The sequence below is a fragment of the Maribacter orientalis genome, from assembly GCF_900109345.1.
In the GTDB taxonomy this organism is placed as follows: domain Bacteria; phylum Bacteroidota; class Bacteroidia; order Flavobacteriales; family Flavobacteriaceae; genus Maribacter; species Maribacter orientalis.
On the sequence record NZ_FNZN01000002.1, the window covers coordinates 642,455 to 666,900 of the forward strand.

The following is a 24,446-nucleotide window of genomic DNA, read 5'->3' on the forward strand; positions in this document are numbered from 1 at the left end:
TCGCTAACATTGTTGGCGGTTCTTTTTTTGAATTCTATCCCGACCCCAAAGTTTATTCAGCGATATATCATTTGTTACAAATTAAACATTTTGTTATATTTTGATTATTCTTTGTTCTTTTGCTTGTGCAGATTGCAGTAATGGTTATTTTTGCCGCTTAATTATAATGAACTAACAAATGAAAGTAGCTGTTGTAGGTGCCACAGGCATGGTAGGCGAAGTACTATTGAAAGTATTGGCAGAACGTAATTTTCCGATAACGGAACTATTGTTGGTTGCCTCTGAACGTTCAGTTGGTAAAAAAATGCCCTTTAAAGGTAAAGAACATACCGTAATTGGCTTGGCAGATGCTGTAGCTGCAAAACCTAACATTGCAATCTTTTCTGCAGGTGGCGACACTTCATTAGAATGGGCTCCAAAATTTGCTGAAGTGGGTACAACCGTAGTAGATAATTCTTCTGCTTGGAGAATGGACCCAACCAAAAAATTAGTAGTTCCTGAAATAAATGCTCATGAGCTTACCGCTCAGGATAAAATTATCGCCAACCCAAATTGTTCTACAATACAGTTGGTAATGGCATTATACCCATTACATAAAAAATATAAAATGAAACGCGTTATCGTTTCAACCTATCAATCTGTTTCAGGTACTGGGGTGAAAGCCGTGAAACAACTCGAAAATGAAATTGCAGGCATACAAGGCGAAATGGCCTATCCTTATCCAATTGGTAGAAATGCATTGCCACACTGTGATGTTTTCTTGGAAAACGGATATACCAAAGAAGAGATGAAGCTAGCACGCGAGCCTCAAAAAATATTAGACGATCGTACCTTCTCAATTAGCGCTACTGCCGTTCGTATACCAACTGCCGGTGGACATTCAGAATCTGTAAACGTAGAATTTGAAAATGATTTTGAGCTTAACGAAGTTCGTAAACTATTAAATGAAATGCCTGGTGTAACAGTGCAAGATAATCCAGATACAAACACCTACCCGATGCCTATTTACGCACATGATAAAGATGAAGTTTTTGTAGGTCGTATACGTAGAGATGAAACTCAGCGTAATACCTTAAACATGTGGATCGTTGCCGATAACTTAAGAAAAGGAGCCGCAACGAATGCTGTTCAAATTTCAGAATACTTAGTCGAAAAAGGACTAGTATAAACCATATTTTAAGAACGTTAAAACCTTCAAAACAAGTCTATTTTGAAGGTTTTTTTATGGTATTTTAGTGGAAAAAACACTGCTAATGAAAAAATTACTTCCTGGCCTATTGGCCATTATCATAATCTCTTCATGTAAAAATGAATCTAAACCCGAACCTATTATCGTAAATTATCCTGTTACTTCAAAAGTTGATACCGTAAACACCTATTTTGAAACGGAAGTTAAAGACCCTTATCGTTGGTTAGAAGATGATAGAAGTCCAGAAACAGAAGCATGGGTAAAAGAACAAAACAAAACCACATTTGGTTATTTAGAGAAGATTCCCTTTAGAAATGACCTAAAAAATCGTCTAGAAAAACTTTGGAATTATGAAAAGCTAGGTTCACCTTTCAAAAAAGGCGAGTATACCTATTTCTATAAAAATGATGGTTTACAAAATCAATATGTAGTTTATAGAACGAAAGGCGATGAAAAGCCAGAGGTGTTTTTAGACCCAAATACTTTTTCTGAAGATGGCACTACCTCTTTGGCTGGCCTTAGTTTTACAAAAGATGGTTCATTAGCAGCTTATCTAATTTCTGAAGGTGGTAGTGATTGGCGAAAGGCAATTATTTTGAATGCCGAGACCAAAGAAATTATGGAAGACACTTTGATAGATATCAAATTCAGTGGAATCTCTTGGAAAGGCAAAGAAGGTTTCTATTACTCTAGTTATGACAAACCAGAAGGCAGTGAGCTATCTGCCAAAACTGACCAACATAAAGTTTTCTACCATAAATTAGGTATGGCACAAAAAAATGATGACCTTATATTTGGTGGTACTCCTATGGAAAAACATAGATATATTGGAGCAAATGTTACCGAGGATAATAAATATTTGGTAATAAGTGCCTCAATATCTACTTCGGGCAATAAGTTGTTTATTAGAGATTTGGAAGATCCTAATGGGTTATTAATTCCTATAGTTGAAGATACCGATTCTGATAATTATGTTATTGACAATGTAGGTTCTAAACTTTATATAGTCACGGACAGAAATGCACCTAACAAAAAGATAGTTACTGTTGATGCCAAAAATCCGGAGCCAGAGCATTGGGTAGATTTTATTCCAGAAACCGAAAACGTGCTTAGTCCAAATACAGGTGGAGGATATATTTTTACAGAATACATGGTAGATGCCATTTCAAAAGTTTTTCAATATGATTATGATGGCAAACTTATTCGCGAAGTAAAATTGCCCGGCATTGGATCTGCAAGTGGTTTTGGAGGAGAGAAAGAAGATATAGATTTTTATTTCTCATTTACGAACTACAATACACCAGGTTCTATATATAAATATGACCCAAAAAATGGTGAATATGAGTTACACTGGAAGCCAGAAATAGATTTTAATCCTGAAGATTACACTTCTGAACAGATATTTTACGACTCAAAAGACGGTACTAAAATACCAATGATTATCACCTATAAAAAAGGTGTTAAATTAAATGGCAAAAACCCTACTCTTTTATATGCTTATGGAGGGTTTAATGTTAGTCTTACCCCTTCTTTCAGTATTGCCAATGCGGTTTGGATGGAGCAAGGTGGTATTTATGCCGTACCAAATTTACGTGGTGGTGGCGAGTATGGTAAAAAATGGCATGATGCCGGTATCAAGACCAAAAAACAAAATGTATTCGATGACTTTATTGCAGCAGCAGAGTTTTTAATTGCAAACAAATACACTTCAAAAGAATATTTAGCTATTCGAGGAGGTTCTAATGGTGGACTATTAGTAGGCGCCACTATGACGCAAAGACCAGATTTAATGCAAGTAGCATTGCCTGCAGTTGGTGTCATGGATATGTTACGTTATCATACATTCACAGCCGGTGCCGGATGGGCATATGATTATGGAACTGCTGAAGATACTATTGAAATGTTCGAGTATCTAAAAGGATATTCACCTGTACATAATGTAAAAATGGGTACGGAATATCCGGCTACCTTAGTAACTACTGGAGACCATGATGATAGAGTAGTACCGGCACATAGCTTTAAGTTTGCGGCCGAACTTCAAGAAAAACAAGAAGGCACTAACCCAACTTTAATACGTATTGAAACAAATGCAGGCCATGGCGCTGGTACTCCAGTTAGTAAAACAATTGAACAATATGCGGATATTTTCGGATTTACCCTCTTCAATATGGGGTTTACCGAATTACCGAACAAAAGTGTCTTAAAAAATTTTAAAGAGTAAACTTCTTTTAAAATCAATAAATTATCGAAAAATCCGTTTCAAATAGGAACGGATTTTTCAATTTTGCATTTCAAAGAATACATACATGTTACGAGTAGAAAATCTTTCCTTTTCCTATGATAAACTTCAGGTTTTAGAATCTATCGATTTGCGGATTCAACGAGGAGAGCATGTTGCTATAATTGGAGAAAGTGGGTGCGGTAAAAGCACTTTACTCAAACTTCTTTATGGCTTGATGGACTTGAAACAAGGCGAAATTTTCTGGGAAGATGAGCAAATTCTAGGCCCTGCGTATAACTTGGTGCCGGGAGCTCCATTTATGAAATACCTTTCTCAAGATTTTGATTTAATGCCCTTTATTTCAGTAGCAGAAAATATCGGTCAATACCTTTCTGTTTTCTATCCTAAAGAACTTAAAGAAAGAACTCAAGAGCTTCTAGAAATGATTGAACTTACGGAGTTTGCTGACAAAAAGGTAAAAACACTAAGTGGTGGCCAACAGCAACGAGTTGCCCTTGCAAGGGTTTTAGCTCAAAAACCAGAAGTTTTACTTTTAGATGAACCTTTTGGGCATATCGACAATTTTCTTAAAAATAGCTTAAGACGTAATATTTTCAATTATTTAAAAGAAAATAGAATTACCACCATTGTTGCTACACATGATGTAAACGATGTGTTGCCATTTGCTGATCGCGCGGTTGTTTTAAGAGATAAAGAAATAATTGCAAGGGCCAGGCCGATGGAACTTTATAATAATCCGAAAAGTTTATATGTTGCATCCCTTTTTGGTGAAGCAAGTATGATTTCGATAGATGTTCTTAAAACCTATGCAAATACTAAACGAAAAATTATCGTGTATACTCATGAGTTTAGAGTTTCCCCATCTTCAGGATTAAAAGTTACTGTTGAAAAAGCATATCCTATGGGCAGTCACTATTTGACAGAAAGTAGAAGTACCGATAATGAAGTTATCTTTTTTAATGCTGACCAACTGCTACCAAAGGGTAAAGAGGTATTTTTAAACGTGGCTATTGAAACTATCAATCAGCGCATACAAGAAGCTTCCGATATCTAATTTAAAAGTGAAATCTACCCAACAACAATAATAGCTTCTTAAAATGATTCTTTTTCCGACTCGATAATTATTTTGAAGAGCTACACTTAATATTTTATTGATCCTGTCACTAGCAAATAAGAAAGACCTGTTTTTAATTACTTTTGTTCAAAACTCAATTTTGAACAAAGATCAAATTCTTACTGAATTACAGTTCAAGGCTATTCGAAGTAGTGGCCCTGGTGGTCAACATGCAAATAAGGTTTCTTCTAAAGTAGAACTCTCTTTTGAACCAAACACTTCTAACGGACTTACCGAACGTGAGAAGAAAAGAATTCAATTAAAACTTGATAACAAATTAACCAATGACGGAGTGTTGATTTTACAATGCGATGAATCACGAAGTCAACATAAAAACAAGCAATTAGTTATCAAACGATTTTTTAAATTGCTTGAAAAATCTTTAATCGTACCAAAGCCAAGAAGAAAAAGTAAACCAACCCGATCTTCAATTGAAAAAAGATTAAAAGGCAAAAAAATTGCTTCCCTTAAAAAGATAAATCGTGGTAAGCCAGAGTTTTAACCTACTCTGTTCACTAAGGTTCCTATACAATCTATTGAAATAATAACCTCATCGCCAATTTCTAACGTAAAATCGCTTGACGGTATAATACCTGTTCCGGTCATTAATAAGCTGCCATGAGGAAACGTACATTCTCTGTAAAGATAATTTACAATATCTTCTAGCTTTCTTTTTATCTGGTCAATACCAATATTTTTATCGAATACGTTTTTCCCACCTCTATTAATGGTTAAGCTTATTTTGGTGTCTGTTGGCAAAGGTTCATTTAATAATAACACACAAGGACCCAAAGCTGCACAACCATCATATGTTTTGGCCTGTGGCAAATACAACGGGTTTTCACCTTCAATACTTCTAGAACTCATATCATTACCTATGGTATATCCTATCACTTTTCCTGTAGAAGTAATAACTAAGGTTAATTCGGGCTCAGGAACATTCCACGTTGAATCTTTTCTTATCCGAACAATTCCTCTATTCCCCACCGTACGGTGTGCCGTAGCTTTGAAAAATAATTCTGGACGATCAGCCTCATAAACTTTTGCATAGAAACTACTGCCGCCTGCCTCTTTAGACTCCTCTTCTCTACCTAATTTACTATTATAATAAGTAACGCCACTAGCCCATAATTCTTGACTTTGAATAGGAGGTTTTAGTTCGTTTTCTAAAATTGAGTTGACATCCTTAATTCTATTACTTTCATTTAGTTTTATCTGTGTATTTGCGATAACATCATCATCGTTAATTAACTTGTCCCAATTCTCTTGATCAAGTAGATGGAATTTAGATTCATGTTCTACTAAGATTCCACTTTTAGTATTATATACTTTCATATTATTGGAGTTTATGCAAAGATTGTATAGAAGATAAAAACGGTAATTGCACCTGTAAGTCCAAGTAAACCACTTCCCAAACTAAATAAACGATACCCTGTTTTCACATTCATACCGCTCATTTGGGTTACGACCCAAAAGAAACTATCGTTGGCATGGGAAACCACAGCAGATCCAGCTCCTATTACAATTACCACTAAGGCTTTTTGTATTTCAGAATCAAAACCAAGTGATGACATCATGGGCATTATGATAGATGCTGCTGTTACTAGAGCCACTGTTGAAGAACCTTGTGCTGTTTTTATTGCCGCTGCCAAAACAAAAGGCAAGAAAATGCCCATATTGTATTCCGTTAGGGTTTGTCCCAATATATCAGCTATACCCGAATTCTGTAAAATTTTACCAAATATTCCACCTGCGCCTGTTATCAAAATTATTGATGCGGCATCCTTAATTGCTTTACCTACCCAACCAGTAGATGATAGCATATCATAATTCAACTTCTTTGGTAATAACAGACATAATAAAATACCGATCAACAAAGATATTACCGGCTCCCCAACAAAATTTATAAAGTCTATAAAACCGTTATCCAAGCCTGTTCTTGTTGGATTTAAAACTGATTTCAATACGATTAGTACAATAGGAACAAGAATTGGAATTGAGGATTTAAGCGCGCTAGGCGAATCTTTAATTTCCTTTTCGGCTACTAACGCATTATCAACTTCTGGCTCAATATATGTTTTAGATGCATACCTTTTAGCGAAAATAATACCAACAATTAATGCAACAATACTGGTTGGAAAACCAAAGGCAATGACCAACCCCAAATCTGCGTCCAAAATTCCTGCAGCTGCAATAGGACCAGGCGTTGGAGGCACCATAGTATGTGATGCCATTAGACCCAAACCTAAGGCTATTGCTGGTCCGGCAATCGAGATTTTTGCTTTCTTGGAAAGGCTTTTGTTTAACGGATGCAACAGCATAAAACCGCTATCTGCAAAAACCGGTATCGAAACGATATAACCAATAATACCCATCGCTGTAGGCACTCTTTTGCTTCCAATAATCTTTAAAACCTTTTCTGCAATAGCGAAAGCGCCACCAGTATTTTCTAAAAATGCACCTATGATTACTCCAAGGACTATTATCAATCCTATTTTACCTAGCGTACCTCCAAACCCTTCATTTATAGATACTATAATATCGGCGTAAGGCATGCCTGCAAAAATTCCATATAAAATAGAAATGATGAAGAGCGCTAAAAACGCATGAACTTTTAATTTGGTCGTTAATATGATGATGGCAATAACTGCTAGTACTAAATAGAATATTTCCATAATTTAATGTAAATCCCGTTCTACTTTAGACCCAGAGCCACCAACGAGAAAATCTAAATCGGCTCCTTTATCCGCTTGCTGTACATGATCGATATACATTTTAACATATCCTCGTTTAGCTAACGGTTCTGGTGAAATCCATTCCTTTTTTCGCTTGATCAACTCGTCTAATTCTACATCAAGATGCAGTGAACGCTTTTCCACATTCAACTCTATCATATCACCGTTTTTCACAAATGCTAACGTTCCACCAACCGTTGATTCTGGAGATACATGAAGAATAACGGTACCTGCAGCTGTACCGCTCATTCGCCCATCTGAAATGCGAATAATATCCGTAATTCCTTTAGCTAATAGTTTTTTAGGAAGGTCAACATTACCTACTTCCGGCATTCCTGGATATCCTTTTGGACCAACACCCTTAAGCACGATCACACTATTCTCATCAATTTCTAAATTTGGATCATCTATTCGTTCGTGGTAGTCTTCCATACTTTCAAAAACTACTGCTTCCCCTCGATGCTGCATCAACCTTGGCGTAGCAGCCGACGGTTTAATAACCGCTCCATTTTCGCAAAGATTCCCTTTCAATACGGCAATGCCTGCTTTTTCCTGAAAAGGATGTTCTAAAGCTGCGATTACATCTCTATCATAACATACCTCACTTTCGTAATTATCTGTGATACTTTTGCCATTTACTGTAATGGTTTCATCATGTAACAATGGTTTCAATTCTTTCATGACCACTGGTAATCCGCCTGCATAAAAAAAATCTTCCATTAAATATTTTCCTGAAGGTTTTAAATTCACAAGTAAGGGTACTTTACTCCCCACTTTATCAAAATCTTCCAAATTTAATTTTACTCCTATTCTACCAGCAATTGCTGTAAGATGAATTATAAGATTTGTAGAGCCGCCAACTGCAGCGTTGGTAATTATAGAATTCTCAAATGCTTTTCTCGTTAGAATTTTAGAAAGTGTTAAATCTTCCTTTACCATTTCTACAATTCGCCTTCCAGATAATTGAGCGAATAATTTTTTTCTTGAATCAACCGCAGGTATTGAAGAAAAGCCTGGCAATGTCAACCCTAAAGCTTCACACATCGTAGCCATAGTCGAAGCGGTACCCATGGTGTTACAATGCCCTATACTTCGAGCAACGCAAACCTCAGCTTCTTTAATATCTTCTGCAGAATATCCACCAATCTCTTGGCGTTCTTTTATCATCCAATTCATAGAACCAGAACCTATTTTCTCACCTCTAAACCGACCTGTTAACATAGGTCCACCAGGGACGACAATAGTAGGTATATCTACACTGCATGCACCCATTATTGTCGAAGGCGTGGTTTTATCACATCCTGTTAACAAAACAATACCGTCTAATGGATTGGCGCGAATGGATTCTTCTGTATCCATACTCGCTAAATTGCGAAATAACATGGTCGTGGGTTTCATAATGGTTTCACCCAAAGACATTACTGGAAACTCTAATGGAAAACCGCCTGCTTCTAAAATTCCTCTTTTTACAACTTCTGCAAAATCACGAAGATGACCATTGCATGGTGTTAGTTCAGACCAGGTATTACAAATCCCTATTACTGGTTTCCCTTCAAAATAATCATCTGGATAACCTTGATTTCTTAACCAGGATCGGTGAACAAAACCCATTTTATCATTGCCGCCAAACCACTCGCTACTCCGTAATTTTCTTTTCTTATCCATATTATTAATTAGGCAAAAAAAGATATGCCGGCTTCAAGATAGCTAAATTTTTTATACGAAATATTACCGAATTGTTAGTATCGTTGAGGTTTTACCATTAAAATGAAAAGTGTCTCCTATAGACTTGCCGTAAATTAATTTTCCGATTGGGGTGGCAGCAGAAATGCAATACACAGAATTGGTTGAATTTTTAAACTCTCCTGCAGATATTGCTATATAGTATATGAAGGAATCAGTTATGACCAAGTTTCCTAATCCCACCAATTGGGAATCCCTATCTTTTGGAACTTTAGAAAGAAGTTGTTGAGTTTTTTCTAATTCTAATAATTGCTGGCCTAGTTTTTCACGCTCTAATTGAATCATTGCCCTACCAGTTTCATGCTTGTCACCAGCACTGCTTTTTGTTTCTGAAGTTAGTGCGGTTTCAAGTTCTTTTATCTGCGCAAGGATTCTTCCTAACCTCTCTTCAACAAATTGTCTACAATACTTGTAAGCCTCATTTTTTAAGGTCTCGAATTCTTTAATTTTCTTCAACGTGGTACAAATCTGCTAATTTATAAATTAAGTAATTTACCATTTGATGGTCTGCATCGCCTGATTGTATCATTCTTAGGATAGCACTTTTATTTTCAATTTTAAAATAATCTAAATCGCCCGAACGGTCCTCGCTAAAAATATTCCAAGACTTTAGCCCACTCAACATCGCTTTATGAGCTTCATATTTTTTAGTGATTTCATGCTCTTGCTTTTTACTGATTGATATAGACGATTCATCGTCTTGCAATAATTTATAATCAGCAGAAATACGGGCATCTGCTTTCTCTGCTTCGGTAATTATTTTAAAATAGGCTTTTGATACCAGAGCTTGGTAATGGTCCTCAAAACCAGCTTCTATTTTTGCCTCATTGGCTAGTAAAACCTCGTTATCATTACTAGCATATAATTCCTCTGTATTCTCCGCATTATTAGCAAGTAAAGACTCTTGCCATGCTTGAGATTTTATCAATTCTTTCCACACTTTAGCATATTCGCGCTGATAGTGAGTTTGTGATGCACCGCATCCAACAAGGCACATGGCCCATAATACAGCTAACATTATAGCTGTACCAATTCTTTGTGTCAATTCTTTCATATAGTATTCAATGCTATTACTAACCATTTATAGGTCTACTGTTCTAGGTAAACCAATACAGAAATTTAAGTAACAGATAAGCTAAAGGGATGTACAATTTAAAAATAAAATAAAGAGAATAAGTGACTTTCGGATAAGATTTAAAAAAACAGGTTAAAAGGAATACAAGCTAATTAAAAATAGTAGCCAATTGCTTGCCTATGGTTGTCCCAATAGCAATTCCCATACCACCTAAACGCACTCCACACGCTGTGTTATTGGTCAGTTGTTTTACAATCGGTTTCTTTTGCTGGCCAACACCCATTATGCCGCTCCAACCATAATCGATTTCAAATTCTTTATTAGGTAAAATAACTGTTTTCAATAATTCTTTGAGTTTGTCTTTGACCAAATTGGTAGTACCAAAATTGTAAGTCTCCTCTGTCTTAAAATCTAAATTTCTACCGCCACCAAAAAGTATGCGATTACTAACATTTCGAAAATAATAATAGCCTTCATCTAAATGAAATGTTCCTTTAATAGATAAATTAGGAATGGGTTTCGTAATAAGAACTTGTGCTCTTGCTGGGTTTACCTTTTCTGGAAGTAACTGTGAAGCAAAACCATTTGTGGCTATTAATAGTTTATTGGTTTGAAACTCGAATTCATTTGTGCAAATAGTAACCTTGTTGCCAAAATCTTCAAAAGAATCAACCTTGGTAGTATTTAATATGGTAATCCCTTTTAGTAAGGCTAACTGTAATAAAGATTTCATCATCTCACCCGTATTAATTTGCCCTTCGTAAACTTGGGAGATATATTCTTTTTTAATACCCTTAAAATGATATTTATTTGGTGCGGTTTCAAAAGCATCCTCCTTAAAAATAGGTCGTAATAAATTATTTATCTCAATTATATTCTTGCGACAATGTTGATAAAGTTCCTCGTCTTTTTCTAAAAAAAGTTCGTGTCCTCCATGTTTTTCAAAACCAATTGATGAATCTCCTAATAGACTACGTAACGCCTGAATACCTTTCCACCTGTCACTAACTAGATTTATGACCTCTTGCTCTGAATGTGTTTTTAGGTCGGCTAAAATTTCTGAAATACTGCCAAAACAAGCAAATCCGGCATTTTTCGTACTCGCACCTTGTGGTAAGGTTCCTTTTTCAAGGACCAATATACGGGCTTGTGGAAAGTTATTTTTTAATTCTATAGCACAGTTTAAACCAACAATACCGCTGCCAATTATTGTAAAATCAATATTGGAAAACCATGACTTGCGCTCCCAGTAGCTAAGGTTCATTGATGAATTAGTTTAATTATTTAAGTTAGGAAAATCTAGATTAAAATGGTCATAAAAAAACTCCAACATTGCTGTTGGAGTTTTGTATTAATCTTCCTTAGGTGGATTCATTTTCCAATCATCCATAAAGGCTGTCGTATAATTTCCAGCCAAATAATCTGGATGGTCCATTAACTGCCTATGGAATGGAATCGTAGTTTTAATACCCTCTATTACAAATTCGTCTAATGCACGCTTCATTTTATTGATTGCCTCTTCCCTAGTTTGGGCAGTAGTAATCAACTTAGCAATCATAGAATCATAATTCGGTGGTATACTATAACCACTATATACATGCGTATCCATACGTACACCATGACCTCCTGGTATATGTAAGGTGGTTATCTTACCTGGCGATGGTCGAAAGTTGTTATAAGGATCTTCTGCATTAATTCTACATTCTATAGAATGTAATTTTGGAAGGTAATTTTTACCTGAAATTGGCACACCAGCAGCCACTAATATTTGCTCACGAATTAAATCGTAATCTATTACTTGCTCAGTAATTGGGTGCTCTACTTGAATACGGGTATTCATCTCCATGAAATAGAACTTACGGTGTTTGTCAACCAAAAATTCTATAGTCCCAGCTCCTTCATACTTAATATACTCTGCAGCCTTAACAGCAGCTTCACCCATTGCTTCCCGTAACTTATCGGTCATAAATGGTGAAGGTGTTTCTTCTGTTAATTTTTGATGGCGTCTTTGTATAGAACAATCTCTTTCAGAAAGATGACATGCTTTCCCATATTGATCACCAACAATTTGAATTTCAATATGCCTTGGCTCTACAATTAATTTTTCCATGTACATACCGCCATTTCCAAAGGCAGCAGTAGCTTCATTAACCGCACTGTCAAAAAGTTCTTCCATTTTGTCTTCAGACAAAACGGCACGCATTCCTTTACCACCACCACCTGCAGTAGCTTTTATCATTACCGGATAGCCCATTTTCTTAGCTATCTTTTTTGCATCAGCAACATCTTTCAAAAGACCTTCTGAGCCAGGTACGCAAGGTACACCAGCCTCCTTCATGGTTTCTTTGGCCGTGGCCTTGTCACCCATTTTGTCAATTTGATCACCAGAAGCTCCAATAAATTTTATCTCGTGCTCTGCACAGATACGTGAGAACTTCGAATTTTCTGATAAAAAACCATAACCTGGGTGAATAGCATCTGCATTTGTAATTTCTGCCGCAGCAATTATATTCGGTATCTTTAAATAGGATTCACTACTTGCAGCTGGACCAATACAAACAGCTTCATCTGCAAAACGCACATGTAAGCTTTCCTCATCGGCCTTACTATAAACAGCAACGGTTTTAATACCCATTTCCTTACAGGTACGAATAACCCGCAAAGCGATTTCTCCCCTATTTGCAATCAGTATTTTTTTAAACATCTTTTAAATTTTAAGTTCTAGGTTCGACATGATTCTTACATACCATTCTAATCATAGTATCTAACAATTATTACTCAAAATTTAGTTAAGAAGGATCTACCAAAAATAATGGTTGATCAAACTCTACTGGTGAAGAATCGTCTACTAATATTTTAACAATAGTTCCTGAAACTTCAGATTCGATATCATTGAACAATTTCATTGCTTCAATAACACAAAGTACATCACCATTACCGATAGTATCACCAACTTCAACAAAAACTGGTTTGTCTGGAGAAGGCTTTCTATAGAAAGTACCTATAATAGGTGACTTGATCGTAATATATTTATCGTCTTCAGACTTCTTCTTTTCAGCTTCAGCAGCGTTATTTATTTCTGCCTGTTGCTGCTCTGTTTGTGCAGGTGCAGCAGCTGGTATCGCTTGCTGTGCCATTGGCATGGTATGTACATAGGTAGGTTCAGAATAACCATTCCCAAGGCTTCCAGTACGGATCGTGATTTTAATATCGTCCGTCTCCAGTTTTACCTCGCTTGCACCAGATTTGGCTACAAACTTTATAAGGCTTTGAATTTCTTTAATATCCATATTTATATAAGTTATGTTGGTAGTTTTGTTCGTTAATTATATGCCCATTTTAAATAAATGGAACCCCAAGTAAATCCGCCACCAAAGGCAGCAAATACTAAGTTATCTCCTTTTTTAAGCTGTTCTTCATAATCAAATAATAAAAGCGGTAATGTTGCAGACGTAGTGTTACCATAACGCTGAATATTCATCATTACTTTTGAATCATCAATACCCATTCTTTTTGCGGTAGCATCAATAATACGTTTGTTTGCTTGATGGGGCACCAACCAATTTACATCTTTTTCCGTTAAATTATTTCTCGTCATGATCTTGGCTGCCACATCTGCCATGTTCGATACTGCAAATTTAAAAACTGTTTTTCCTTCCTGAAAAATAAAATGCTTCCTGTTCTGTACACTTTCTATAGTGGCAGGCATTATAGAGCCTCCACCTTCCATTCCCAAGAATTTTCTTCCTCTACCATCTGCTCGTAAATATTCATCTTGCAAACCTAATCCTTCATTATTCGGTTCAAAAAGAACAGCACCGGCACCATCACCAAAAATGATACAGGTGGTACGATCAGTATAATCTATAATTGACGACATTTTATCTGCACCAATCAATAAAACCTTTTTATAACGACCGGTTTCTATATGACCCGCTACTGCCGACATGCCAAATAAGAAACTTGAACAAGCTGCCAATAAATCATAGGCAAATGCATTAACCGCTCCAATTTCAGAAGCAACGAAAGCTGCCGTTGAAGCTACCATACTATCCGGAGTTGCGGTCGCAACAATTACCAAATCTATTTCCGCTGCATCAAGACCTTTCTTTTTCATTAGATCTTGAGCTGCTTTAATCGCTAAATACGATGTGCCTTCTCCTTCTTCTTTCTTTAATACTCTTCTTTCCTTTATACCGGTTCTTGTGGTTATCCATTCGTCATTGGTTTCAACCAATTCCTCAAGCATTTTATTCGTCATTACAAATTGGGGAACATAGCCTCCTACCGCGGTTATAGCTGCTGTAATTTTGGTCATACTTTATTTGCTTTCTTGTAAAAAACTTAAAAAACGAGTCAAAAGTCATGAAAATTAATGATTTTCAACGACTTTTCTCTTAAAGTTATCTGGTTTTTGAAAATTTCCCTTTGTTGAACAAATAGTACGTACTCCTTATATCATCTGTATGACAAAGAGATAATAAACAAATTGGGCTAAAAAAAACTCCCTACTTCAAATGAAGTGGGAGCTTTGTATAATTTAAAAAAGTCTTAAGCCTCTGCTTCTTCAGTTTTATCAACTAAAACTTGACCTCTGTAGTGTAATTTACCTTCATGCCAGTGAGCTCTATGGTACAAGTGCATTTCTCCTGTTGAGGAATCCTTGGCCAATGTAGGTGCTACTGCCTTATAATGTGTTCTTCTCTTGTCTCTCCTTGTTTTGGAAATTTTTCTTTTAGGATGTGCCATTTAAACCTTATTTATCCGTTAATAGTTTCTTTAATTCATCCCAACGGGGATCGTTTTCTTCTTTGTTTGATCTTTTCTCTTTTGGTTGAAGCTCCTTTAACCTGTCTAACACTTCAGATTCTAAAGTGCCATCTTCAATACCAGGATGAATTCTTTTTTGCGGAACTGCCAATACAAGCATTTCGTACACGTACTGTGCAATATTCAACTCATGTTCACGATGAGGAAGAATAAGAATTTCAATATCCTCATCATTAAACTCTTCCCCAAATTTAACAACCAAATGCAAATCTGCATTTACTGGTTGGTCAAAAGGTTCACTAGTAATATCGCAATTGACATTCACCGTACCCGATGCCTCCATATCAACCTCTAGCATTGTACTGGTTTTATTCAGTATAACATCTAAATTGATGTTGGCAGCATTGAACTCATCGTATCCAAAAGAATCAAAGAACGTATTATCAATCTGGTAATTAAAGTTGTGTTTTCCTTGCTTCAATCCTGAGAAAGGAATATTAAACTCCTTTTGCTTCATCTCGTACACACTTAATTTAACAATATTGGCCCATAAAAGGCGGCTGCAAAGATACTATTTTTTTAATAAAAGACAATAGTTATCAACTATTTATCTTTATAACTTTTTTAGCTTTTAAAAACTAGCGTTCTCTTTTTAAACGCTGCTTTTTTAAAACATCCTTAGTAAGTTCTTGATACTCGGTTCTGTTCTTAAATATTTTTAAAGCCATAAACACGGCCTCTTTAAACGAACTTTCGTCAGCAACACCCTTTCCGGCAATTTCATATGCAGTACCGTGATCCGGTGATGTTCTTACCTTATCTAGACCAGCTGTAAAATTAACACCTTGACCAAAAGAAATTGTTTTAAAAGGAATTAATCCTTGATCATGGTATGCCGCTAAAATAGCATCGAATTTTTTGTATCCGTCAGAGCCAAAGAAACTATCTGCAGAATATGGTCCATAGACCAAATGCCCCATATTGGCCATTTCACGAATAACAGGCTTCATTATTTCATCATCCTCTTTACCGATAACACCATTATCTCCACTATGTGGATTTATGCCCAACAATGCAATTTTAGGCTTACGAATTCCAAAATCCATCATAAGCGATTTTTCAATGATATTGATTTTATCACGAATTAATCTTGGTATAATTGCGGCAGAAACATCCTTTACAGCAACATGATCGGTTAGCAAACCGATTTTTAAGGTATCGGTCACCATGAACATTAAACTTTCGCCCTGAAGTTCTTGTGCTAAATAATCTGTATGGCCAGGGAATTTAAATTCATCTGATTGAATATTGTTCTTATTTATAGGTGCCGTTACCAAAACATCAATATCTCCTTTCTTAAGAGCCTCAACAGCGGCTTTTAAAGATTTAATAGCATATGCACCACCTTCTTCCGTAGATTGCCCAAATTCGATTTTAGGAATCTCTTTCCAGACGTTTACGATATTAATTTTATTGTCAATTGCCTTAGAAGCATCTGGCACTCCATTAAATACGATATTAAGTCCCAATTCCTTCATTTGATAAGAAATGGTTTTATTAGAAGCAAAGATTATAGGTGTGCAAAAATCTAACATTCTACTATCTTCAAATGTTTTCAACGCCACCTCACAGCCTATTCCATTTAAGTCTCCTATAGAGATGCCTAATCTTATTTTACTATTTTCCTCCATGATAATCTGTACCTTTGTACTCAATTTTGAATACCCAAAATTACTTAAATTAAACGACACATGTTCACTGGAATTATTGAAACGTTAGGTAAGGTAACCTCTTTAGAGGCTAAAGGCGGCAACTTAGATATTACAATAGAATCTAACCTTACTTCAGAACTTAAAATAGATCAGAGCGTAGCTCATAATGGCGTTTGTTTAACCGTTGTAAGCTTAACCGATTCTACATATACCGTGACTGCAATTGCAGAAACTTTAAAGAAAACCAATCTTGACAGTTTAAAAACTAACGACTCTGTTAATTTAGAACGGGCTATGATATTGGGCTCTAGATTAGATGGTCATATCGTACAGGGACATGTAGATCAAACCGGAGAATGTACTGGTATACGTGAAGATAATGGTAGTTGGATATTTTCTTTTACCTATGATTCGGCAACTGGCAACCCTACTATAGAAAAAGGCTCTATTACTATTGATGGCACCAGCTTAACGGTCGTCAATTCTGGTAAGAACACCTTTGAAGTAGCCATTATACCTTATACTTATGAACATACTCGTTTCAATACCTATAAAGTTGGAACCGTTGTCAATTTAGAATTTGATGTAATTGGCAAATATGTGGCAAAGTTGATGGGCAATAGGTAGAATTACTTTTCAAAGAAACTTATTGAAGAGCCGATCCAAGTTTCATCAACTTGATGAGAAACATTGATCATTTCTCCTTTACTCATTCGAGTAAGATTTATGACAGGCGTTAACTTATTCTCCTCATCGCTCCAAACATATAGCATTCGTAATTCTACTTTTGAGTTTTTAGGCGTATTTGTCTTTATCAATGGTGCATATTGAACCTTTTGCTGTAAAATATAATTTTGTTTGTCTGATATGGTATTGATAGCCTCTTGATTAGGATGTAAATCAACACCTTGACCTGCAAATGAAAACAAAGGTTTCAAAACAAATTTATTTAAGTCTAGTTCGGCCGGAAAATCAGATAAATAATATGATTTCGGAATATTCTTATGTTCTAACATTGGCATAATACATTTTGATATCATAAAAAACCAATCTGGGTGTGTTACCCATTCCACATCTAAATCATCATTCAGGTTGAAATTAGTTTTTAAATCTTTAAGACGTTCCAATTCATCATAAATAACCCTATTGTAAATTCTGTGGATAGGTGTTTTTGTTCCATCTTTCATGTAGAACAATTTTTTCCCTTCCTTTAAAACTTTAGTCATACAGACAACTTCTATACCTAAGGCTTTTTTGGTCGACCAAAAATCAATTCTTGTTTTTTGCTTTTCAGGAAAAATTTCTAATAAAATTACATTTTCGGGCTTTTCATCACCTAGAATGACCTTCCTCACTTTTTCCGTGTAGCTCTTTTTATCCAAGCCATTCAAATAATAATCGAAACCTTCTTTCGGAATATTAGGATAATGCTGCATAAATGCTTCTCCTAAAAAAGGTTGGTAAAAAAATAATGTAGGGAAAGCCTGTAACTCTATTAATTGAGGAGTGATGCCGCCCTTACCATCTTCACAAAGTCCAAAATCTATTGCTAAAAAATGAGGGTTTCCCATGGGTACTGGAGACTGAAGTTCGGCAGGAATAAACTTTCTGCGAATTTCAGGAAAATCAATTTTCCATAATTGAGAAATAATGGAATCGCAAGCTTCTTCCACTTCTTTTTTGACAGCCTTACTAATAAAAACCGGTGTTTCAGAAATTCTAAATGCACTAGGTTCTTTAAAAGTGTCTACTATATGCTTCAAAAGGTTATTATAATACACTTCTTTATAAGTGGCATTAAATTCTTCTCTAATTTTCGGAATCATACAGTTTGTAGTTTTTGGCTATCGATAGCTTCTGCTGCCAATTTTAAAAAGGTTGGAATTAGAGTTTTATTGGTTTTCCAGATTTTCGCTTTGTCATCAAGCTGGGTTATCATTTCAAGGTATTTTTTCTTACCATGTCTTTTTACTATCTGATTCCTTTTTTCTTCCTTTCCAAAATAACGGAGCATTCCCTCAGCATCTGCTTCTGGATGAAATTGCACCCCAAATATTTCATTGGAAAAACGAATTGCCATTACTGCGCGCTCTAACGGCACATTTGGTCTAATTTTTTCCCTACACAAAACCTTTCCGTCTAGGGTATCCAATTTCCATTCCTTCGGACCCACCACTTGATAGTCCCTCGAATCTACTGCATAAAAAGGATCGTTCAACTCTTTGAATAAAACCTCCTGTTCACCACTTTTGGTTTTGTAAATCGGAAAAATACCGAATGATGTAGACCTTCTTTTGGTAACCCTTGCCACATCCCAGTGCAGGCAAGCCAATTGAAATGAATGACAGATTAAAAAAGCATGTTTTTTCTGAGCATTAGATAGATTATGGGATAAGATCGAATCTAAAAATCTAAAATATTTAATTTCCCACTCTGCGCCTGTTTTCAAAGGTGACCCTGGTCCGCCAGACGACACAAAAATGTCATATTCATTTAAATCTGGAAGTTCCTGTCCGTTTCTTACTTCAAAAATATCATACCTGCCCTTTACACCATCTTTTGTTAAAAATTCACCCATAAGCGTGGTGATGCATCGCATACCTTCGTTGGGCTGGCCAGCATTCATATCCAATACGGCAATATTATAGTTCCCTTTCATAATCTCTCACTAAAACTGGTTCCAAAATAAATGTTATTTTGGTTACGTACATACTGTTCAACTTTTTTAAAGTCCTTTTCTTGTTTGTTCTACGATATACTTTGTAACCTCTACCAAATCATTGGTTTCATTAAAAACTTGTAGTTGCCTATCCGCACCAGTGCCTGCTTCCAGTATTTGGTACACATAGTTAACCTCTGACCGGCAACCTAATTCGTCAACAACATCATCTATAAATTCTAATAATTCACTCATAAGCTTAGCGAAAGGAACCTCTTCTTCCTTGCCAAAATCTATCAACTTAGATTCAATACCCCATCGAGCTGCCCGCCATTTATTTTCATTCAATAACAATCGTCTATAGTTTTTAAAGTTCTGATTCTTGCGGTTCATCTTGTACAACTTGGCTACCAAACATTGCATTAACGCTGCAATACAGGTTACCTCATCTACAGTCATAACCACATCGCATATTCTAAATTCAATGGTCGGATAAAAAGGATGTAATCGTATATCCCACCAAATTTTCTTGCTATTATCCAAACAATTGGTCTTCACTAAAATATCCACGAACTTATCATACTCAGCCACACTAGCAAAAAAAGGAGGGATACCTGTTCTTGGAAATTTGTCGAATACTTTACTTCGATATGATTTGAAGCCTGTATTACGACCTTCCCAAAAAGGCGAGTTTGTAGATAATGCATATAGGTGTGGTAAAAAATACCGAACCGTGTTCAAAATTTCCAAACCTTCTTCCCTACTAGGTATAGCTACGTGTACATGCATGCCAAAAATAAGATTCCCTCTAGCAACATCTGCCATTTCTTGGATGATGGCATCATATCTTGGATTAGGGGTTATCAATTGTTGATCCCATTTAGAAAATGGGTGCGTTCCAGCAGCTGCAACTTTTAGCCCTTCGTCATCTGCTAGTTTAATGACCTGTTGTCTTAGGAATGAAACCTCATCCCTTACCTGATGAATGTTTTCACAGATATTGGTACCCATTTCAACCATAGACTGATGCATTTCTTCCTTTATTCGTTCTTGAAGTAGAACTTTACCATCGTCAACGATTTTCGACATTTGTGAACGTAATCTATACGTATCACTATCTAAAACTTGAAATTCTTCTTCAATACCTAAGGTAAATTTATGCATGTAATTACAGTTGATTCTTAAAGTTATTCGCCACTATTCTACTACTTCTTTGGTTTTGTTGGTGCCTTGGTTTTGGCAGGAGCTTTCTTTACAGCTACCTTTTTAACAGCAACCTTTTTCTTTGCTGGCGCTTCTTTTTTTACCACAACAGCTTTTGCTTTATTGGATAAACTTGTTATAGCCGGCGCTTTCTTTACAGCAGTTTTTTTCACCTCTGCTGCTGTTTTTAAGTTAACCTTACCAACTTTTGGCTGCACTGGGGCAATTGAATTTCTTACAAAACCTCCCCATGAAGAATTATTTTGATTTGGTTTGTGCTCGTTGGCCTTTTCAATAGCATACTTCGCAGAATGTACAACAATCCAATCAAAGTTTTCTTGGCCAACCGAATTTATATCGGCATCTGGTGCTGGGTTACAAAAGTCAATTGCATAGGGCACACCATCACGTACTGCAAACTCAACAGTATTGAAATCATAGCCTAAGGCTTGATTCAATCTCAGCGTATAATCGTGTACCGTTTTCAATAATTTTTTACGCTCTTCGCCAGTTGCTTTTATGTCGCTTACATAACGTTCGTGAAAAGGTTTTCTTGGGTCATATGGCATTATATGCACATACTTTTGCCCTAAACAATACACTCTAAAGTAATCATCGAAAACAATTTCTTCCTGTAGCATCATTACTAACTGTTCAGTCTCTTTATGAGCTTCGAAAAGTTGTTCTGAGTTTTCTACTCTATAAACACTTTTCCATCCACCACCATCGTGAGGTTTCATATAGGCTGGGAAACCAATATAATCGAACATATATTCCCAATCCAATGGAACCTTAAGATTACGGAAAGACGTTTCTGAGGTATTATCAGGTCTAGCATTCGAAGGCAAAAGAACAGTTTTAGGCACTGGTATTCCCATTTCCATTGATAAACAATTATTGAAGAATTTCTCGTCGGCACTCCACCAAAATGGATTATTAATAACCGCCGTACCCATCAATGATGCATTTTTTAAATACGCACGATAAAAGGGAACTTCTTGAGATATTCGGTCGAAGATTACACTATATCCATAATCAATACCTTGCTGAACCTTATCTATTTGAACTGCTTCTGCAACAACTTTTCCTTTACCCAATTCATTTACTTTATCTATAAATGCCCATGGGAAGGTATCTTCCATTCCAAATAATATTCCTACTTTTTTTACCATTCTATGTTTTAATTTTAATTTTTTAACCTCCAATAAGATACATAATATAAATGATTGAAATTGACCCTATACTCAAAATTGATTGTCTATTTCAATTGAAATAAGCACCTAGATATTCAGGGAACATCATTTTCCACAATGGCCAATCATGATCTATCCATTTTTTTTCATCATACCAATGTGTAATTCCTTTTCTTTTTAATATGGCCGACATGTTTCTATTTTTATCCAAACAAATATCCCAATCAGATGTTCCTAACACAATTTGCATATGGTCATATTTCCAACTTTCCTCATGTAGCATATATTCATCAGGACAATTATAATAAATTCGCATATCATCAGATTGTGGAGTCATAGAACGTATGTTAAACGCTGCACTCATTCCTATGTAATGCGAAATTAAATCTGGAAATCTGAACGCTGCATTGGCTGCATGAAAACCTCCAAAACTAACCCCAGACACACCTATACGATGTGTATTACACTCTTTTTGTATATAGGGTATTAGTTCATTCTTAAGAAACTGCATGTACAATTCATAATTATGAATTTTGGTGCCAGAATCCATATGATCATCATAAAAAGACATCATATCAATGGTCTCTACATTATAAATTTTTACTTTACCTTCCTCAATAAAATTCATTACCGAATCTACCAAACCGAAATCTGTGTTTTGTGTAAATTGTCCTCCCGATGAAGGGAACATTAATATCGGGTGACCCCAATGGCCCGTAACCTCAAGATTAATATTTCTATTTAAGGTGTTGGAATAATATTGGATGTGTTCTACTTTCGCCATGTATCAAGATAAATAAAATGTTTAATAATCAACGTTTTACGGGCGGCAAATGTAATTTATTTTGAAATATCACCACATATATTTTTACGGATACTTATACTTGCATTTTTATACTAAGAATACATGCAGTTTCAACTAGAGACCATTACAATTAAAGGGAATTATTTTTCTATAAACCTAAATCGTTTAGTGCTTTTTCGCATTGTAGCTCCACAAGAATATTTGAAAACTACTAGCGACTTTTCGGTATTATTGATGAATGATGGTCAAGACTTTGAAGCAATGAATCTTGAACATAGCTTATCTCGAGCTTTTTCTTCAAAAACAATGAAGCCTTTTATTTATGTTGGTCTTTCCTGTAATGAAAATCGTATTCATGAATATGGGACTGCCTCGACCCCAGATTTTAAAGGAAGAGGCGGACAGGCATTAAAATACTCTAAATTCATTACAGAAGAATTCGTTCCTTTTCTAAAGCAAGAATTCAAAACCTCTAAAGATTTTAATGAATGGGTCTATTGCGGTATGTCTCTCGGTGGTTTATCGGCATTCGATATTGTTTACAATAAAAGTTCACTATTTGGAAAAGTAGGCGTGTTTAGCGGATCATTTTGGTGGCGTAAAAAACCTTATATAAAAAATGACTTAAAAGACCGTAGTAGAATTGCTCTAGAAGTCGTAAAAAATGGTGCATATGCTGACCATTTGAAGTTCTGGTTTCAATGTGGCTCATTAGACGAAACTGCGGATCGTAACCATAATGGAATAATCGACGCAATTGAAGATACCTTAGATGTAATAAAGGAACTTAAAACTAAAGGATACTCCAATCCTGGTGATATAACCTATGTTCAAGTTGAAGGTGGAAAACACGACCTATCTACCTGGGGAAAGGTATTTCCACAGTTTATTACTTGGGCAATGACAAAAACTAAACCTTAATAAATATCTTTCTTTGATAAAGAAAATAGCCAATAAAGCTATAAAACAACACTACGCTTAAACCATACAAAAGAGACGATGTTTCAAGTGCAAGAAAATCATGTACATATACTTTTTGAAATAGCCACCCATGTAAAGAGGTATCTCCTACTTTTATCTGACCCATTATTTTACTGATAAAACTAGATAAGAAGTAGATGACAATGGCATTTGCGCCAGCATATCGAAACACAGAACCGAATTCAATTTTCTTTACATCGGTTAAATAATAAATGAGGGCAAGAATGAGGTTCGCCCAGCCAGCAGTAACTAACACAAAGCTACTAGTCCAAAGCGCTTTATTTATTGGAAATACGATATCCCAAATATGGCCGATAATTAATAAACTTCCGCCAAGACCCATCAATATTGTCGCTTTCTTTGCTTGTTTAGAGGTGAGTATTAAACCGGTAAAAACACCTAATAGAGCGCTTGCAATTGAAGGAATTGTACTCAGTAATCCTTCTGGGTCATAATCCGCTTTGTAGTTATGTGAACCAAATACTTGTACATCAAGCCAATTCGCCAAATTGTTTGGTGCCCTATCTAAGGTTGACGCAATTCCTTCCACAGGAACTAAAGTCATTAAGAGCCAATAGCCTATTAAAAAGATAGCCGTTACCCAAATTAATTTTTTCCAATCAAGATTTATAAATAAAATAGCGGCAAAGAAAAATACGACCCCAATTCGTTGCAGTACACCAGGAAATCGAATGTCTTGAAAATTCTTAAAGAACGGAAAATGTATTATAAAGGCACCAAGAAAAACACCTAGGGCAATTAATTTCAAAGTCCTAACTCCTATTTTCTTATATACTTCAGCATTGACTTTTCTACCCTTATAGGAAAAAGCAATTGAGGTACCTACAATAAACAAAAAGAAAGGAAAAACTAAATCTGTTGGTGTATACCCATGCCAATCGGCATGCAGAAAAGGACCATAAACATTTGACCATGTTCCTGGTGTATTCACTAAAACCATGAGCAAAATAGTTGCTCCCCTAAAAATGTCAACTGATAATATTCTTTCCTTAACCATACTAATT

At 35.7% G+C, this 24,446-nt stretch carries 24 protein-coding genes; 6 read left to right on the forward strand and 18 right to left on the reverse strand.

Going from position 1 to position 24,446, the window contains the following annotated elements; translation table 11 throughout:
• Positions 1–178: 178 nt before the first annotated feature.
• The 4 genes from BMY56_RS06525 (at position 179) to arfB (ending at position 5,047) form a co-directional block, all read left to right on the forward strand.
• Positions 179–1,168 carry an aspartate-semialdehyde dehydrogenase gene (locus BMY56_RS06525; protein WP_091621553.1) on the forward strand — a complete coding sequence of 330 codons (990 nt, stop codon included), beginning with the start codon at positions 179–181 and terminating at the stop codon, positions 1,166–1,168.
• 85 nt (positions 1,169–1,253) lie between these two features.
• Positions 1,254–3,410, forward strand: a complete 2,157-nt coding sequence (locus BMY56_RS06530; protein ID WP_091621556.1) for a prolyl oligopeptidase family serine peptidase — start codon at positions 1,254–1,256, stop codon at positions 3,408–3,410.
• 85 nt (positions 3,411–3,495) lie between these two features.
• The gene (locus tag BMY56_RS06535) at positions 3,496–4,485 is read left to right on the forward strand and encodes an ABC transporter ATP-binding protein (RefSeq protein WP_091621559.1); all 990 of its coding nucleotides are present in this window, start codon (positions 3,496–3,498) and stop codon (positions 4,483–4,485) included.
• A 160-nt stretch (positions 4,486–4,645) separates the two neighbouring features.
• Positions 4,646–5,047: an alternative ribosome rescue aminoacyl-tRNA hydrolase ArfB gene (gene arfB / locus BMY56_RS06540; protein WP_091621883.1), complete on the forward strand. Its 402-nt coding sequence runs from the start codon at positions 4,646–4,648 to the stop codon at positions 5,045–5,047.
• Here the strand turns inward: arfB and BMY56_RS06545 are convergent.
• The 12 genes from BMY56_RS06545 to pdxA all read right to left on the reverse strand — a co-directional run bounded on the left by BMY56_RS06545 (position 5,044) and on the right by pdxA (position 16,559).
• Positions 5,044–5,880: a fumarylacetoacetate hydrolase family protein gene (locus tag BMY56_RS06545; protein WP_091621561.1), complete on the reverse strand. Its 837-nt coding sequence runs from the start codon at positions 5,878–5,880 to the stop codon at positions 5,044–5,046. The genes arfB and BMY56_RS06545 overlap by 4 nt on opposite strands.
• An 11-nt stretch (positions 5,881–5,891) precedes the next feature.
• Positions 5,892–7,220 carry a GntP family permease gene (locus BMY56_RS06550; protein ID WP_091621564.1) on the reverse strand — a complete coding sequence of 443 codons (1,329 nt, stop codon included), beginning with the start codon at positions 7,218–7,220 and terminating at the stop codon, positions 5,892–5,894.
• A 3-nt stretch (positions 7,221–7,223) separates the two neighbouring features.
• Positions 7,224–8,945 carry an IlvD/Edd family dehydratase gene (locus tag BMY56_RS06555; RefSeq protein ID WP_091621567.1) on the reverse strand — a complete coding sequence of 574 codons (1,722 nt, stop codon included), beginning with the start codon at positions 8,943–8,945 and terminating at the stop codon, positions 7,224–7,226.
• Between the two features lie 63 nt (positions 8,946–9,008).
• A complete protein-coding gene (locus tag BMY56_RS06560) occupies positions 9,009–9,479 on the reverse strand; it encodes a 3-oxoacyl-ACP synthase (protein WP_245737157.1) in 471 nt (156 codons plus the stop codon).
• Positions 9,466–10,077, reverse strand: a complete 612-nt coding sequence (locus BMY56_RS06565) for a hypothetical protein (RefSeq protein ID WP_143057784.1) — start codon at positions 10,075–10,077, stop codon at positions 9,466–9,468. Before BMY56_RS06565 ends, BMY56_RS06560 begins: the two co-directional genes overlap by 14 nt.
• Positions 10,078–10,246: 169 nt before the next feature.
• The gene (locus BMY56_RS06570) at positions 10,247–11,362 is read right to left on the reverse strand and encodes an NAD(P)/FAD-dependent oxidoreductase (RefSeq protein WP_091621572.1); all 1,116 of its coding nucleotides are present in this window, start codon (positions 11,360–11,362) and stop codon (positions 10,247–10,249) included.
• Positions 11,363–11,449: 87 nt separating this feature from the next.
• The gene (accC, locus tag BMY56_RS06575) at positions 11,450–12,802 is read right to left on the reverse strand and encodes an acetyl-CoA carboxylase biotin carboxylase subunit (protein ID WP_091621575.1); all 1,353 of its coding nucleotides are present in this window, start codon (positions 12,800–12,802) and stop codon (positions 11,450–11,452) included.
• A gap of 85 nt (positions 12,803–12,887) precedes the next feature.
• Positions 12,888–13,388, reverse strand: a complete 501-nt coding sequence (accB, locus tag BMY56_RS06580) for an acetyl-CoA carboxylase biotin carboxyl carrier protein (protein ID WP_091621578.1) — start codon at positions 13,386–13,388, stop codon at positions 12,888–12,890.
• Positions 13,389–13,420: 32 nt separating this feature from the next.
• On the reverse strand, positions 13,421–14,416 hold the full coding sequence (locus tag BMY56_RS06585; protein ID WP_091621580.1) for a beta-ketoacyl-ACP synthase III: 996 nt from the start codon (positions 14,414–14,416) through the stop codon (positions 13,421–13,423).
• 233 nt (positions 14,417–14,649) lie between these two features.
• The gene (rpmF, locus tag BMY56_RS06590) at positions 14,650–14,847 is read right to left on the reverse strand and encodes a 50S ribosomal protein L32 (protein ID WP_079511443.1); all 198 of its coding nucleotides are present in this window, start codon (positions 14,845–14,847) and stop codon (positions 14,650–14,652) included.
• A 7-nt stretch (positions 14,848–14,854) separates the two neighbouring features.
• Positions 14,855–15,385: a YceD family protein gene (locus BMY56_RS06595; protein ID WP_091621583.1), complete on the reverse strand. Its 531-nt coding sequence runs from the start codon at positions 15,383–15,385 to the stop codon at positions 14,855–14,857.
• A gap of 121 nt (positions 15,386–15,506) precedes the next feature.
• Positions 15,507–16,559, reverse strand: a complete 1,053-nt coding sequence (pdxA, locus tag BMY56_RS06600) for a 4-hydroxythreonine-4-phosphate dehydrogenase PdxA (RefSeq protein WP_091621586.1) — start codon at positions 16,557–16,559, stop codon at positions 15,507–15,509.
• Positions 16,560–16,619: 60 nt separating this feature from the next.
• Here pdxA and BMY56_RS06605 point away from each other — a divergent pair, with 60 nt between their 5' ends.
• On the forward strand, positions 16,620–17,207 hold the full coding sequence (locus BMY56_RS06605; protein ID WP_091621589.1) for a riboflavin synthase: 588 nt from the start codon (positions 16,620–16,622) through the stop codon (positions 17,205–17,207).
• Between the two features lie 2 nt (positions 17,208–17,209).
• On the opposite strand, the gene BMY56_RS06610 is transcribed toward BMY56_RS06605, so the two are convergent.
• The 5 genes from BMY56_RS06610 to BMY56_RS06630 form a co-directional block, all read right to left on the reverse strand.
• Positions 17,210–18,406 (reverse strand): hypothetical protein, encoded by a 1,197-nt coding sequence (locus BMY56_RS06610; protein ID WP_091621591.1) that lies wholly within the window; start codon positions 18,404–18,406, stop codon positions 17,210–17,212.
• Positions 18,403–19,239: a type 1 glutamine amidotransferase gene (locus tag BMY56_RS06615; RefSeq protein ID WP_091621594.1), complete on the reverse strand. Its 837-nt coding sequence runs from the start codon at positions 19,237–19,239 to the stop codon at positions 18,403–18,405. The genes BMY56_RS06610 and BMY56_RS06615 overlap by 4 nt, the downstream gene beginning before the upstream one ends.
• A 66-nt stretch (positions 19,240–19,305) precedes the next feature.
• A complete protein-coding gene (locus tag BMY56_RS06620) occupies positions 19,306–20,403 on the reverse strand; it encodes a carboxylate-amine ligase (RefSeq protein ID WP_091621597.1) in 1,098 nt (365 codons plus the stop codon).
• Between the two features lie 41 nt (positions 20,404–20,444).
• The gene (locus tag BMY56_RS06625; RefSeq protein WP_091621888.1) at positions 20,445–21,614 is read right to left on the reverse strand and encodes an ATP-grasp domain-containing protein; all 1,170 of its coding nucleotides are present in this window, start codon (positions 21,612–21,614) and stop codon (positions 20,445–20,447) included.
• A gap of 91 nt (positions 21,615–21,705) precedes the next feature.
• The gene (locus BMY56_RS06630; RefSeq protein WP_091621599.1) at positions 21,706–22,419 is read right to left on the reverse strand and encodes an alpha/beta hydrolase-fold protein; all 714 of its coding nucleotides are present in this window, start codon (positions 22,417–22,419) and stop codon (positions 21,706–21,708) included.
• A 123-nt stretch (positions 22,420–22,542) separates the two neighbouring features.
• Between BMY56_RS06630 and BMY56_RS06635 the strand changes: the two genes are divergently transcribed.
• Positions 22,543–23,361 (forward strand): alpha/beta hydrolase, encoded by an 819-nt coding sequence (locus BMY56_RS06635; RefSeq protein WP_091621602.1) that lies wholly within the window; start codon positions 22,543–22,545, stop codon positions 23,359–23,361.
• On the opposite strand, the gene BMY56_RS06640 is transcribed toward BMY56_RS06635, so the two are convergent.
• Positions 23,351–24,439, reverse strand: coding sequence for an acyltransferase family protein (locus tag BMY56_RS06640; protein ID WP_091621605.1), 1,089 nt, complete (start codon positions 24,437–24,439; stop codon positions 23,351–23,353). The genes BMY56_RS06635 and BMY56_RS06640 overlap by 11 nt on opposite strands.
• Positions 24,440–24,446 lie beyond the last annotated feature (7 nt).